General features: G+C 59.3%; 11 protein-coding genes and 1 riboswitch. Of the genes, 6 read left to right on the top strand and 5 right to left on the bottom strand.

Annotated elements, in window-relative coordinates; all coding sequences use genetic code 11:
• Positions 1-205 precede the first annotated feature (205 nt).
• Positions 206-1915, bottom strand: coding sequence for a flavin monoamine oxidase family protein (locus BUB60_RS09595; protein WP_073078237.1), 1710 nt, complete (start codon positions 1913-1915; stop codon positions 206-208).
• Positions 1916-2105: 190 nt separating this feature from the next.
• Here BUB60_RS09595 and BUB60_RS09590 point away from each other — a divergent pair, with 190 nt between their 5' ends.
• Both BUB60_RS09590 and BUB60_RS09585 read left to right on the top strand, forming a co-directional pair.
• Positions 2106-2705: a TetR/AcrR family transcriptional regulator gene (locus BUB60_RS09590; RefSeq protein ID WP_073078234.1), complete on the top strand. Its 600-nt coding sequence runs from the start codon at positions 2106-2108 to the stop codon at positions 2703-2705.
• A 93-nt stretch (positions 2706-2798) separates the two neighbouring features.
• Positions 2799-4286: a phytoene desaturase family protein gene (locus BUB60_RS09585; protein ID WP_073078232.1), complete on the top strand. Its 1488-nt coding sequence runs from the start codon at positions 2799-2801 to the stop codon at positions 4284-4286.
• A gap of 65 nt (positions 4287-4351) precedes the next feature.
• Here the strand turns inward: BUB60_RS09585 and BUB60_RS09580 are convergent, their stop codons facing one another.
• Positions 4352-4615 carry an SHOCT domain-containing protein gene (locus tag BUB60_RS09580; protein ID WP_084726382.1) on the bottom strand — a complete coding sequence of 88 codons (264 nt, stop codon included), beginning with the start codon at positions 4613-4615 and terminating at the stop codon, positions 4352-4354.
• 191 nt (positions 4616-4806) lie between these two features.
• On the opposite strand from BUB60_RS09580, the gene BUB60_RS09575 reads away from it, so the two are divergent.
• Positions 4807-5622, top strand: coding sequence for an HAD-IIB family hydrolase (locus BUB60_RS09575; protein ID WP_073078230.1), 816 nt, complete (start codon positions 4807-4809; stop codon positions 5620-5622).
• A 439-nt stretch (positions 5623-6061) separates the two neighbouring features.
• On the opposite strand, the gene mutY is transcribed toward BUB60_RS09575, so the two are convergent.
• Complete coding sequence (gene mutY / locus BUB60_RS09570) at positions 6062-7111, bottom strand: A/G-specific adenine glycosylase (protein WP_073078228.1); 1050 nt, start codon at positions 7109-7111, stop codon at positions 6062-6064.
• Between the two features lie 41 nt (positions 7112-7152).
• Here mutY and BUB60_RS09565 point away from each other — a divergent pair, with 41 nt between their 5' ends.
• The 3 genes from BUB60_RS09565 (at position 7153) to BUB60_RS09555 (ending at position 9987) form a co-directional block, all read left to right on the top strand.
• Positions 7153-7635, top strand: a complete 483-nt coding sequence (locus tag BUB60_RS09565) for a glutathione peroxidase (RefSeq protein ID WP_073078225.1) — start codon at positions 7153-7155, stop codon at positions 7633-7635.
• A gap of 48 nt (positions 7636-7683) precedes the next feature.
• A complete protein-coding gene (locus BUB60_RS09560) occupies positions 7684-8310 on the top strand; it encodes a chloramphenicol acetyltransferase (protein WP_073078223.1) in 627 nt (208 codons plus the stop codon).
• Positions 8311-8402: 92 nt separating this feature from the next.
• Positions 8403-8487, top strand: a riboswitch (NiCo riboswitch).
• A 93-nt stretch (positions 8488-8580) separates the two neighbouring features.
• A complete protein-coding gene (locus tag BUB60_RS09555; RefSeq protein ID WP_073078221.1) occupies positions 8581-9987 on the top strand; it encodes a cation diffusion facilitator family transporter in 1407 nt (468 codons plus the stop codon).
• Between the two features lie 63 nt (positions 9988-10050).
• On the opposite strand, the gene BUB60_RS09550 is transcribed toward BUB60_RS09555, so the two are convergent.
• Both BUB60_RS09550 and BUB60_RS09545 read right to left on the bottom strand, forming a co-directional pair.
• Positions 10051-12522, bottom strand: a complete 2472-nt coding sequence (locus BUB60_RS09550) for a glycyl radical protein (RefSeq protein ID WP_073078218.1) — start codon at positions 12520-12522, stop codon at positions 10051-10053.
• A 148-nt stretch (positions 12523-12670) separates the two neighbouring features.
• The gene (locus tag BUB60_RS09545) at positions 12671-12868 is read right to left on the bottom strand and encodes a DUF4177 domain-containing protein (protein ID WP_073078216.1); all 198 of its coding nucleotides are present in this window, start codon (positions 12866-12868) and stop codon (positions 12671-12673) included.
• Between the last annotated feature and the right edge of the window lie 122 nt (positions 12869-12990).

Genomic DNA, 12990 nt, shown 5'->3' with positions numbered 1-12990 from the left:
GTATAGAGCAGCGGTTGGATATAAAATCACTTCTTTGCGGCGGTTAAACGTCATTGCAGCATCATTATATCGAGACAATCGGCGCTTATCAATACAAGCCGTTCGATTATTTATTTTTTCCCGAAAGTTCTGTTTATAACGAGCGGCCGGCGGCGGAAAAAGCGGCGGGAATCCTCCCGCCGCCCATGCCGAAGGCGATGCGCGGTCACCGTTTTGTCAAGGTCTTGACGAGCGCGTCGGCCGCCAGCATGCCGGTCTGGAGGGAACCCTGCATCCAGCGGTGGACGGCTGAAATGTGCTCGCCGGCGAAAAAGACGCGCCCCTCGTATTCCGGCAGCGCCATGCCGTAGGAGAAGATCCGCTTCTGCTCCGGCGTAAAAAAGGCGAGCGCGCCCCGAAAGGTAGGCTCCTGGTTCCAGTTGACGTATTTTATCGCCTGTGTGGCCGCGGCCACCGTATCCGCCGGCAGACCGTGGACGGCGGCCACCTCCCGGATGACCTCCGCCGACAGGACGGCGTCCGGCTGATTCAAGAGGCGTGTCGTGTCCAGATTGAAATTAAACGACCCGATCATCACGCCCGGCTCGCCTGCCGGCAGGCGGCTAATATCGCCCGCCACGTCGTCCGGGTGGACGATCAGCCGCGTATGGTCGGAGGGGTACCAGATGGAGCCAATGGGCAGGTCGGTATAGGACGCGCCGCCGGCGATGCCCTGCTTTTCCCAGAACCGCCAGTTGCAGTGCAGTATCGTTTTTTGCGCCGGCGTGTAGTTCACTTCGCGGATGGCCCGCATCTTGATGCCGGAGAACAGCGGATTTATTTCCACGTTGCGCAGCGTTGAAAACGGGATGGCGCAGACGACGTAATCAAAGCTTTCCCGGACGTTTTCCCCGCCCGACAAAAGTCCGTACCGGAGCGTCACGCCCGTGCCGCCGTCGTTCAGGAAAACGCCCGTCACCAGGCAGCCCGGCCTGTACGTCACGCGGCCGACGGCATCCCTCGGGATGTCGGAATAAGGATTTTCGTCAAAAAACGTCCGGTAAAAGGCCGCCGGCAGATGCGCCGTGCCGCCCTCGACGGCGTACAGGTAGGACATGTCGGCGGGGTAGCTCTCCTGAATGAAATCGATAAAGCTGCTGTACAGGTTCCCCTCCAGAAGCGGGTTGAAGTTGGCGACGAGATCGATGGCGCTCTGGCTGAGGCCCCCGGCCTCCATCATGGCGAGATTGGACCTGTTAATCCACTGGAGTGCCTTCTCCGAATACCGCGCTTTGACCTCGATGATCTCGATGCGCTCCCGCGTCGACGCGCGCAGGAGATGATTGTCCGTGCCGATGGCCAAAAGCTCCTGCCAGCTTTTGGCCCGCTCCCAGGGGCTCAGGTCGTACCTGGGGTAAATGGACGTCTTGACGCCGGCGCCGTCCCGGTCGTTGCGGGCCCGCGTGTTCCTGAGATAAATGAAGGCGTGCGGATTGTACTGAATGAAGGGGTATGTCTTAAGCCCGAATTCCCGGAGATAATGCCATACCGTCTCGTGGGATACGGGGATGCGCATAGGGCCGAACTCCCCGTACTGGCCGGGGCTGCTCCCAAAATAATATGTATAGACGCGCCCACCGATTCTGTCCGTCAGCGCGTCGAAAACCGTGATGTCGAACCCCATTTTCCGGAGCTCGTAGGCGGCTGCCAGGCCGGCAAGCCCGCCGCCCATAACGCCCACACGGATATTTTTAAAGCTGCCGGGCCGTGCGGCTGACGTGATCGGGAGCGGCGGCGCCATCCGCTCGAGAATCGCCTGCATATCCTCCGGCCAGCCCCGCTGCGTCAGCGCGTATTTCAGCAGGAGATGCCGCTCCTCGTCGGTGGGGTTATCCGGCTGCGGCGGATAAAATTCGTATTGACTGTTGAGATTCAAGATGCTGCCTCCGTTCACGCATTATTCATGAGGGCATGGAATGCTACACTACAGCATATGAGTTGCGCCCCTGAATTGTGCCTGACCGGGCACGGGAAAGAAATTTGACTATATTTTCCCGAACCGTTGACAGCGGCGAGATAATGTGATAAATTTTGATTGACAGACGAGTCAGTCAACGGAGGCGTACATGAGTCCGAGAAATGAAGAACAAAACGCGCTCATCAAAGACGAGCGGCGGGAACAGATATTGTCGGCGGCGCTCAAGGTTTTTGCGTCAAAAGGCTTCGCAGCCACAAAGATCAGCGATATCGTGGCCGGAGGCGGCATGAGCCACGGACTTGTCTACCACTATTTCAAATCCAAGGAAGAGATTTTTTACGAGCTGCTGAAAAGGGCGATGACGACCTCCTCGGAGTCTCTGCTGATGGTCGACAAGCTGCCGCTCCCCCCGGTCGAAAAGATCCGGCAGACGGCCCGCTATATCCTGAAAAGCATAGAAGACTATGAGGACACCGCCTATTACTTTCTCATTGTCGTTCACGCCTCGGTGATGGAGGCGCCCGACGAGATCAAGGGCCTGATGGACATTTCGAACACCGCCGTCCAGACCCTTGCCGGCTTCGTGCGCGAGGGGCAGAGGACGGGGGAGCTCCGGGAGGGCGACCCGATGGGTATGGCGATCACCTTCTTCGCGGCCATCGAGGGGCTGGCCATTTACAAGCTGTCCATGTCGAACTTCAAAATGCCGGACCCTGAAATTCTCGTTGGCATAATCAAAAAAGGCTGAAGCAATACCCGCCCGGCGCGCGTCCGGGCGGGAAAAACGTGTTAGGAATTGACTGACTGATAAATCAATCATTTTATAATAAGGGGGAAAACCATGAAAAAGCTCGTTATCATCGGCGCGGGCATCGCCGGGCTCACCTGCGGCGTCTATGCGCAAAAAAACGGGTTTGACACGGAAATCTATGAAATGCACACCATCCCCGGCGGGGAGTGCACCGGCTGGGACAGGAAGGGGTATCATTTTGACGGCTGCCTCCACTGGCTGGTCGGCTCAAAGCCCGGCACCGCGCTCCACAAAATCTGGCGGGACACCGGCGCGCTGGACGATACCGTTGAGATCGTGCATTACGACATTTATGTGCGGTATGAGGAGGGGGACGCGGCGGTCAATTTCTATACGGATGCCGGCAAGCTCGAAAAGCACTTTCTGGAGATTGCGCCGGAGGATGCCCCCGCTATAAAAAAGCTGTGCGGCGCGCTGCGCCGGATGGGCGACTTCGGGATGCCGCTGGATAGGCCGATGGATATGATGACGGCCGGGGACGGGCTGAAATTCGCGGCCAAAAATCTCGGCAGCATGTCTAAAATCGCGCATTACAACGGCATGTCCATGAAGGACCTCACGGCGGAATTCAAAAATCCGCTGCTCGTCAGGGCGATGCTCGCCACCTTCCCGGAGGATTATACCGCCATGGCGTTTGTAACGACGCTGGCGGGCATGAACGCCGGCGACTGCGGCTTTCCGCGCGGCGGCTCCCGGGCGCTGGCCCAGCGGATGGCGAAAAGGTTCGCGGCGCTGGGCGGCAGGCTGCATTTTAACGCCAAGGTCGATAAGATTCTCGTCAGGGACGGGAAGGCCGCCGGCATCCGGCTTGAGGATGGGCGGGAGATCGCGGCCGACCATGTCGTCTCCTGCGCCGACGGTCACCATACGCTGACACGCCTGCTGGACGACAAATACACACCGCCCGTTTATAAGGAGCTGTTCGGCCATCCCGGCAGGTACCCCACGGTCACCAGCGCCCTTGTCTTTCTGGGCGTCGATGCCGACGTGCCTTTTAAATACAGAGGGCTGGAGGTGCGCCGCGATACGCCCTTTACTGCCGGAGGGATCGCCGGAGACTGCGCCATGATCACCCATTACGGGTTTGACGGCACCATGGCCCCCGCGGGCAAAACGGTGCTGGGCTGCTATTACCTGGCGGATTTCGACTACTGGCAGGCGCTGTACGGCGACAGGGAAAAATACGAGGCCGAAAAGAAAAAGCTCGAGGCCGACGCCATCGCCGAGGCGACAAGGTGCTACCCCGAGATCGCCGGAAAGATCGAGGTCACCGACGTCGTCACCCCCATGACCTATGTGCGCTACTGCAACGCCTGGCGAGGCTCCTGGATGACCTGGATCAAAAATGACAAGGAGGTGCCGCGGTACTATCCCGGCGTGCTCCCCGGCCTGGACGGCTTCATCATGGCCGGCATGTGGACACTGCCGCCCGGCGGCCTCCCCGGCGCTGGTGCCTCCGGCCGTTTCGCCGCCCACCGGCTCTGCTTGCAGAACAATATGGAATTTAAAACCGACTGATCCCTTTCGGCCCTCATATATCAGTAAAGCCCGGCTTTTGCCGGGCTTTACTGATATATGAGGGACTATTTGAGCAGTTCCGCTTTTTTGACCCTGTATTCCTCGTCCGAGAGCTCACCCCTGGCGTAGCGTTCCTGCAGGATCTGGAGCGCCGGATTGACGGTGGGCATCTCGATTTTATGTCCGTGCCCGGTAAAGCGGATATACCTGACAAGGGCAATGATGCCCAGGACGATCAGGATCAGAAAGGCCAGGCATACAAGCGCCTGCCAGCCGTAGCTGATATATCTGCCGCCGCCCATCATTCTGTTTCCGTAATACATCAACATGACGATTTCCCCCTGATTTGTGACAGGCAAAGCTTTTATCTGCCATATTCATTTATTATCATGAAAATATGTCTAAATATTCTAACTTCACTGAATTTTCTGCGGATGAAATTCGGTGAAGAGGCCATGACGGGAGGCCGTCCCATATGGTATAATAGCTTATAAAAAATGACTGTAAAACGGAGCTTTTTATGAACGACACTTCAATGAGCGGCATCCTGCTGGTCACGGACCTGGACGGCACGCTGGTCACCGGCAAGGGCGCCATACCCGAGCGCAACATCGCCGCCATCGAGCGGTTCACCGGAAAGGGCGGCCGCTTTGCCTTCGCCACGGGCCGCAGCGTTCTCGGCTGCGAAAAATTCGCCGCCCGCGTCCCGACAAACACACCCTCCATCGTCTACAACGGCGGCGGCATCTACGACTTCGGCGAAAAAAAGCTCCTTTGGAGCGAATTCCTGCCCCGGGATTACGACAGGATCATCAAGGACGTCAAAACCGCCTTCCCGGACGTCGGCATCGAGATCTATTCCGGCGGGCATGTCTACTACATCAATAAGAACAAATACACCAAGGAGCACGTGGCCTTTCAGGGCATCACCGCCACCGACAGGGATCTTGACGATATGCCGGCCGACTGCAACAAAATCCTCTTCTGCGGCGAGACCGATCGGCTGCGGGCGCTGTCGGCGCACGTGGAGGCGATGGGAAACGCCGGCTGCGTCTATGTTTTCTCAGGGCCGATCTATTACGAGGTGCTGCCGGAGGGCATTTCCAAGGGCACGACGCTTAAAATCCTCGCCGGCCTCACCGGCATCGGGCACGACAAAATCATGAGCATCGGAGACTATTACAACGACCTGGAGCTCCTGGCCGCCTCCGCGCTCAGCGCCGCGCCGTCGGGCGCTCCCGACGAGGTAAAAAGCGTCGCCGACGTCGTCGTCTGCCCCTGCGAGGACGGCGCCGTCGCCGACTTTATCGAGTATCTTGAAATGCGCTTCGGCTGAAAAAAGCCCACCCGCCCGCCCAACAGAGGTATAGGGGCTGCGCCCCTATGACCCCGTTGAATTCGGGGCTTTGCCCCGGACCCCGGTATAACCGCCCGAAGGAGGCTTTTTCGCTCCGCGTCTTCCCCGGCTCCCTCAGACGAGGGAGCTGTCGCCCACAGGCGACTGAAGGAGGGAGCTTCCCCGGCGCGGCAGCATGCTACATACAGCGGCGCGGAACAAGATTCACTCCTTCCGACGCGGCTTCGCCACGCCACCTCCCTCGTCCGAGGGAGGCTTTTTCGCTCCGCGTCTTCCCGGCTCCCTCAGACGAGGGAGCTGTCGCCGGAGGCGACTGAAGGAGGGAACTTCCCGGCGCGGCAGCATGCTACATACAGCGGCGCGGAACAAGATTCACTCCTTCCGACGCGGCGCGGCGCGCTGCCTCCAACGGCGGAAATTATTCCTTTTCCCCGTCCAAAAACTTGCTGAAGGCCGTGGGGAGCGCGTAGGACTCGCGCAGCTCACGCGCGGTGACCCAGGTGAAATCCGGCGTTTTCTCCCGGCACGCTATCTCGTAGCAGACCATGTCCCAGCGGATATGGGTAAAGATATGGCTGCGCCGCAGGGCTTTTATGAGCGCGGCGGGGCGCGTCCCCCAGGCCTCTGCCTGCCGGACCGCCCCGGCCTCGTCCAGGGCGCCAGATACGTTCGGCAGCTCCCAAAGTCCGCCCAGAAGGCCGGAGTTTTCCCGGTGCCGGAGCGCGAGGCTGCCGCCGCAGGACAGCAGGAAAACGGTGCGTTCCTCGCGCTTTTTCTCCGGCTTGCGCTTTTTGACGGGCAGCGACAGGGCGGTACCGTCCCGCAGCGCGGCGCACAGCCCGGCGGCCGGGCAGAGCGCGCACCTGGGCTGCCCGTTGGGCAGACAGACGACGGCACCCAGCTCCATCAGGCTCTGGGTGAAATCGCCGGGCCTGTCCGTGGGATAGATCGCGCGCAGAGCCTCGGCGATACTTTTTTTGACCGCGTCGGTGATCTCGTCGCCGATGCCCGCGATACGGGCGACGACGCGTATCACGTTGCCGTCTACGGCCGGGGTCGGCCGGTCAAAGCAGATGGAGGCCACGGCGCCGGCGGTGTAGTCGCCCACGCCGGGCAGCTCCCGCAGCGCCTCATATGTATCCGGGAAGACGCCCGCGTACTTTTCAGCAATCACCCGGGCCGCCTTTTGCATATTCCGGGCGCGGGCATAGTAGCCGAGGCCCTCCCAGCGCTTCATGAGCGCGTGCTCGTCCGCCCCCGCCAGCGCCTGCACCGTCGGGAACGCTTCGAGAAAACGGGGATAATACCGCGCCACGACCTCGGCGCCCGTCTGCTGCAGCATGATCTCCGAGACCCAGACGCGGTAGGGGTCCCGATCCTTCCGCCAGGGCAGCGCCCTGGCATTTTTATTGTACCAGGCCAAAAGGGCCTGAGGCAGAAGCTGAGGGAGGGCAATGCGTGTTGACATATCGGTACTCCGTAACTTATGATGAGATGGGGGTATTGGAAATGGATATCTATGATTTTACCGTAAAAGATGAAAACGGACAAGACGTAGCTCTGACAGGATACAAGGGCAGGGTGCTGCTCATCGTCAACACCGCCACGGGCTGCCCGTACACCAGCCAGTACGACGGGCTGCAGATTCTCTATACCAGATATAAGGACAAGGGCTTTGAGATTCTCGATTTCCCATGCTATCAGTTTATGGAGCAGGAAGCGGACGCGGAGGAGATCTACAAGGTGCGCAAGGTGCGCTTCGGCGTGACATTCCCGCAGTTTGGAAAAGTCTACGTCAGCGGCCCCAGGGAAGCGCCGCTTTATACCTACCTGAAGGCGCAGAAAAAAGCGCTCTTCGGCACGGCGGACATCAAGCTGAATTTCACAAAATTCCTGGTGGATAAAACCGGCGCCGTCCTGAAGCGCTATTCCCCGGACGTCAAGCTTCAAAAGATCGAGAAGGATATCGAAAAGCTGCTGGCCGTGAACTGATAAAAATAATGCGGCTGCAGCAAACCGGAATCCGCGGAGGGAGTATCAATGAAGACGATAGATATGGACACGTGGGACAGGAAAGAGCATTTTGCGCATTTCCGCACGATGGATTATCCGCAGTACGATATCTGCGCGCCTGTCGACATATCGAAATTCCTCAAATTTGTCAAAGGCGGCGGCCTGCCGTTTTACCACGCCATGATTTTCGCCGCGACCACCGCGGCAAACGGGGTGCGGAACCTCCGTTACAGGCTCAGAGACGGCGCCGTCATAGAGCACGACAGGCTGCATCCGTCGTTTACGTCCCTGGATAAGGACAGTGAGCTGTTTAAATACGTAACGGTGGACATGGACGGCGACATGGACACGTTTATAAAAGCGGCCCGGGAAAAGGAGCGGACGCAGCGGGGCCTGTTCGGTGACGGCCGGGATGAGGCGCGGGACGACCTCGTGTATCTGACCTGCGTCCCCTGGGTGGCGTTCACCCACATATCGCATACCATAAAGCTCGACAAGGACGACTCGATCCCGCGCATATCGTGGGGCAAATTCTATCCGGACGGCTGCAGAACGCTGCTGCCGCTTTCCCTCCAGGTCAATCACGCCCTGGCCGACGGCGTCCATGTGGGACAGTATTTTAAAGCGCTGCAGGATTTTCTGGACGCTTTTTGATCTGGGCAAACGCCGCGCCGGGCCAATAAAATGTTGACATGGACAAAAAATGTGTGATAGTATAATCTTATCTCTTTGCACTGCATTTTACTACAGTACAAACTGAGCAGGCGATGAACGGTTTCGTTCATGGGGCTGGGCCTTAGGGCAGCAGGATTCAGTACCTGCGGGACAGTGATATGTTCCGCAGGTATTTTTTATAGCTTGCGCAACGCAGGCTGATAGCTTCTATCTCCGGGACATGAGAACTTATACAGGAGCGTGTCTTGATTGAACAGTGAAAAACAAAGCGCCGCCCTGAACTCTATTTTTGCCGCGGCCTTCCTGACGGCCATGAAGGTCGTTGTCGGCGTGCTCACCGGCTCCCTGGGCATCATCTCGGAGGCGCTGCATTCGGTGCTGGACCTTTTGGCCACGGTGATCACCTTCCTGGCCGTCCGCTTTTCCGACAAGCCGGCCGACGCCCAGCACCATTACGGTCACGGGAAAATGGAGAGCTTCTCGGCGCTTATCGAAACCGTGCTGCTGCTCGTCACCTGCGTCTGGATCGGCTACGAGGCCATCGATAAGCTCTTTTTCGGCAAGAGCGTCGAGATGACCGGGGCGCTGTGGGGCGCCTTGGTGATGGCCGTTTCCATCGCCGTCAATTCCACCAGGGTCGTGGTTTTAAAGCGGGCGGCGAAGAAATACGGCAGCCAGGCGCTGGAGGCGGACGCGCTGCACTTTTCCAGCGACATCTGGAGCTCCGCCGTCGTCACCGGGGGCCTTGTCTGCGTCTGGATCGGCGAGACCTTCCACATCCCGGCGCTCCGGTACGCCGACCCCATTGCCGCCCTCGGCGTGGCGGTGCTTGTCATCAGGGTGAGCCTCAAGCTCGGCAGGGAGACCATCGACGTTCTGCTGGACACGGCGCCCCGCGGCATGAAGGAAATGATCGAAAAAGAGCTCTCCGCGATCCCGGACGTGGTCCAGATCGAGTCGGTCCGCATCAGGCCCTCCGGCGCCGTCAAGTACATTGACCTGAATATCGGGGTCGAGGCCCTCCGGGACCACAAAAGCGTCCACTGGCTCGTGGGCGAGATCAAGGACAGGGTCACGGTGCTCGTCCCGAACAGCGACATCATGGTCAGCACGTACCCCGTGGAGCCCCTGAGCCCCGACGACATCAATATCAACAGGGCGCTGGAGAATATCGTCGACCAGGTGCCGGACTGCCTGAACGTCCACAACGTCCACGTCTACGAGCTGGACGGGAAAAAGCAGGTCACGGCCCACATCGAGGTCAGGGAGAACCTGACGCTGAACGCCACCCACGGCCTGTCCCACGAGATCATGGGCCGGCTCAAGAGCGAAATCCCCTGTATCGACAACGTCAACCTGTCCTTCGAGCGGGCCGAGCGGGCGCTGCCCAGCGAGGAGATCACCGCCGCGGCGCCGGACCTCGTCGGCAGCATCAAAGAGGCTGTGGACGGCATCAGCGGCGACCTGGACTGTCATGAGATCAGGCTGTACCGGTGCGGCGGCAAGGTCACCACCTTCCTGCACTGCGGCGTCCGGGAGGAGTTCACCGTCGACAAGCTGGAGCTTTTGTCCGACAACATCAAGCGCCGGCTGAAAAGCGCCGTGAGCCAGCTGGAAAACGTCCATATCCATTTCGAGCCCATCGAGGACGAGTGACAAATAAGAGACGGCGGGCGGGATGATTTCATCCCGCCCGCTGTTTGTTGACTTGACCGCGCCTTACATTGCCAGCTCGGTGCGGCTGATGAGGTCGTTCTGGCTGTCGGCGTGGAGCTCGACGAAATAGGTGGAGAAGCCGGCCACGCGGACGACGAGGTTTTTGTAGTCCTCGGGCTTCTTCTGGGCGTTTTTGAGCGTTTCGGCGGAGACCACGTTGATCTGCATCTCCATGCCGCCCAGGTCGAAATACGTCTGGATGAGGCTGGAGAGCTTTCTGTCCCCCTCCTCGCCCTGCAGGGACGTGGGGTGGAACTTCATGTTGAGAAGCGTGCCGTTGGGATACTTGACCTGGTCGATGTTCGACACGGAGGAGAGCACCGCCGTGGGGCCTGTCGTGTCCATCTGCTGGACGGGGGAGATGCCGTCGGCCAGGGGCGTACCGGCGGAGCGGCCGTCCGGCGTGGCGGAGGTCATCTGGCCGAAGATGACGTTGGTGGTGACGGGGTACAGCCCGGCGGAGAACTTGCCCCGGGGGCCCGTGCAGGCGTTGACCGCGTCGGCGAAGACACCGGCGGCCCAGCCGGCGTATTTGTCCACGTCCTTCAGGGCGTTGCCGTAATGGGGCGCCTGGGACTTGATATACCGCTGGAGGTCCTCGTAACCCTTCCAGTCGTTCATCAGTGCGTCGTACAGCTCATGGGTCGTGCACTTCTTCGCCTTGAAGCACAGGTGCTCGATCATGGCCAGGCTGTCGGCCACGTTGCCGATGCCCACGCCGGAGATGCCGGTGGAATTGTAACGCGCGCCGCCGAACATGACGTCCTTTCCGCTCTCCATGCAGCCGGTGATCGTGCAGGACACGACGGGCAGCGGCAGAAGCTGGCGGGCCAGATATTCAAAGGCGTTGGTGCAGCTGGCGTGCAGCTTTACAAAGAACTCGATCTGCTTTTTCACGGCTTCCAGCACCTGCTCGATGTTCTCCATCTCGTAGAGGTACCCGGTGGGAAGGCCGGCCCGGGCCGGGCGCTGCGCCCTCCCGGCGTCCGACGGTTTGTAGCGGGACGGCATGCCGCCCATGAACGGCGCGTTGTAGTGTCCGTCGCTGATGCCCAGCAGCACGGCGTTGGCGAGATTCATATAGCTCTCTGTGCCGGAGCCGCCGCAGGCCGGCCATTCGTCGCCGCAGCCGGAGGGCTCCACGCAGCCGATGAGGCAGTAGTTCCGGGCGCTTTCCAGAGGCAGGCGCCCCCGGGCCATCAGCGCCGGGATGATCACGTCGTCGTTTTCAAAGGTCGGCACGCCGCCGGAAATTTTCGTCGTCTCGATGGCGGCCTCCCAGAGCTTTTCGGGCGTGGCTTTGTGGATGCGCAGCGCCTGCGGGGGATCGTGCAGCACGAGCCGCCCCGCCGACTGGAGCATCATGTAGGTGACGTCGTTGGACGCGTCCCGGCCGTATTTGTCCACGCCGCCCAGCGTCATCAGCTGGCCGGAGGTATAGCCCGGGCCGGATTTCGTCGCGCCGTAGCTCCACAGCTTGTTCATCTCCGCCACCTTGAGGTAAAACAGGTCCAGAAGCTCCTGGGCCTCCTCGTGGGTGATGCGCCCGGCGGCGATGTCGGCCTCGTAAAAGGGCGCTAAATACTGGTCCAGCCGCCCGTAGCTGATGCCGTGCATGGTGGCGTCCAGGCACATGCAGTTTTGGTACATGTACAGCGTCTGCAGCGCCTCGTGGAAAGTGCGGCACGGCTTTTCCATGCACCAGTTCAGCGCGTCCGCCATTTTCACAAGCTCCTGTTTCCGCTTGGGGTCCGTCTCCGCCGCCGCTTTTTCCTCCGCGAGGCGCGCGTACCGCTTTGTCAGCGTGAGCATGCCCTCGCAGACGATGGACACGGCCCGGTAAAAGTTATACTGGTCGATGGATTCCCCAAAAATGCCGCGCTCCTCCAGCTCCCGCATTTTCGCCTCGGCCTCCGACTTGATCGCGCCGAAGCCGACGTTCGTGGCCGTCCAGTGGTTGCCGGTAAAGTGGCCCACCGGCGAGCCGCACTGGTGCCCCGCGCCGAAGAGCCCGTACATGGTGACGCCGTTCACGGCGTGGTCCTTCAGGTACGCCGGCATGTAGCTCATGATTTTGCCGGACAGGCACTCCGTCAGCCAGAAGTCGATGGTTTTGAGGACGTAGTCCCTGTCCTCCTCCGAGATGATATACGGGTCGATGTCCCTGGTGGACACCATCCGCGATTCAATCTCCTCCTTGATCCAGATGGCCGAGTTTTCCGGATAGATCGCCGTGGCCCGGTATTTGCCCGACTGCCCGCCCACGATGATCTCCCCGTCGTCAATGCGCACGGGGATGTTTTCGCAGATGTTCTTAAAATTGAGCGCCCGTTTCAATATGCCCTCAAGCTCCGGGTGCGCCATATAAAACTCCGTCACCAGCCGGTACCGCGCCGTACAAATCTCCGGCTTCGTGCTCCTGTACCTCTCCCGCATCGCCGCCACCCGCGGCGTCACCGGGTCAAGCTTATACATAGGATAACCTCCAATGCTATTGATTAGGTAGTTAGCTACATTATAGCACGCCCCGCCGTGAGATTAAAGCAAAAAGGCGCCGTCCGGCGCCTTTGGGTGATGCAAGATGCGTATGGGATGATGCCTTTGACAAGTTGGATCACATGTTTTATTGCAGCTTGCGTTTAAAAACTGAAATAATACACCTTGTACTTCCATAGCTTTGAGCAGCGGCAACAGTGTTGACCAGTTCCCATCCCTGTAAACCCAACTCATTCAATTCATCCTGAAATGTGCTTTGATCCACCTTACCTCCGAATACGCCTTTCACATCGATAAACAGTGTCTTATATTCAAATTTCTCCATAGCTCTACTCTCCGTAATTGTGTGATACTATTTCATAGCGACTGTTACATTTGCCTAAACATAATGCGCAGTTCATCAACCTGGCGGAATTTCCCGGTATGCTTATTATCTTAAATAAATTG

Origin of the sequence: Sporobacter termitidis DSM 10068 (assembly GCF_900130065.1) — a bacterium.
GTDB classification, from domain to species: Bacteria; Bacillota; Clostridia; order Oscillospirales; family Oscillospiraceae; genus Sporobacter; species Sporobacter termitidis.
The sequence above is the reverse complement of the archived record's forward strand: the minus strand, read 5'-3'. Positions and strand labels throughout refer to the sequence as shown.

What these genes read in the sequence shown, in the direction of transcription:
- BUB60_RS09550 (WP_073078218.1), bottom strand. Translation starts at nt 12,522, where the DNA reads ATGTATAAGCTTGACCCGGTGACGCCGCGGGTGGCGGCGATGCGGGAG.
- BUB60_RS09560 (WP_073078223.1), top strand. Translation starts at nt 7,684, where the DNA reads ATGAAGACGATAGATATGGACACGTGGGACAGGAAAGAGCATTTTGCG.
- BUB60_RS09590 (WP_073078234.1), top strand. Translation starts at nt 2,106, where the DNA reads ATGAGTCCGAGAAATGAAGAACAAAACGCGCTCATCAAAGACGAGCGG.
- BUB60_RS09575 (WP_073078230.1), top strand. Translation starts at nt 4,807, where the DNA reads ATGAACGACACTTCAATGAGCGGCATCCTGCTGGTCACGGACCTGGAC.
- BUB60_RS09545 (WP_073078216.1), bottom strand. Translation starts at nt 12,868, where the DNA reads ATGGAGAAATTTGAATATAAGACACTGTTTATCGATGTGAAAGGCGTA.
- BUB60_RS09585 (WP_073078232.1), top strand. Translation starts at nt 2,799, where the DNA reads ATGAAAAAGCTCGTTATCATCGGCGCGGGCATCGCCGGGCTCACCTGC.
- BUB60_RS09580 (WP_084726382.1), bottom strand. Translation starts at nt 4,615, where the DNA reads ATGTTGATGTATTACGGAAACAGAATGATGGGCGGCGGCAGATATATC.
- mutY (WP_073078228.1), bottom strand. Translation starts at nt 7,111, where the DNA reads ATGTCAACACGCATTGCCCTCCCTCAGCTTCTGCCTCAGGCCCTTTTG.
- BUB60_RS09565 (WP_073078225.1), top strand. Translation starts at nt 7,153, where the DNA reads ATGGATATCTATGATTTTACCGTAAAAGATGAAAACGGACAAGACGTA.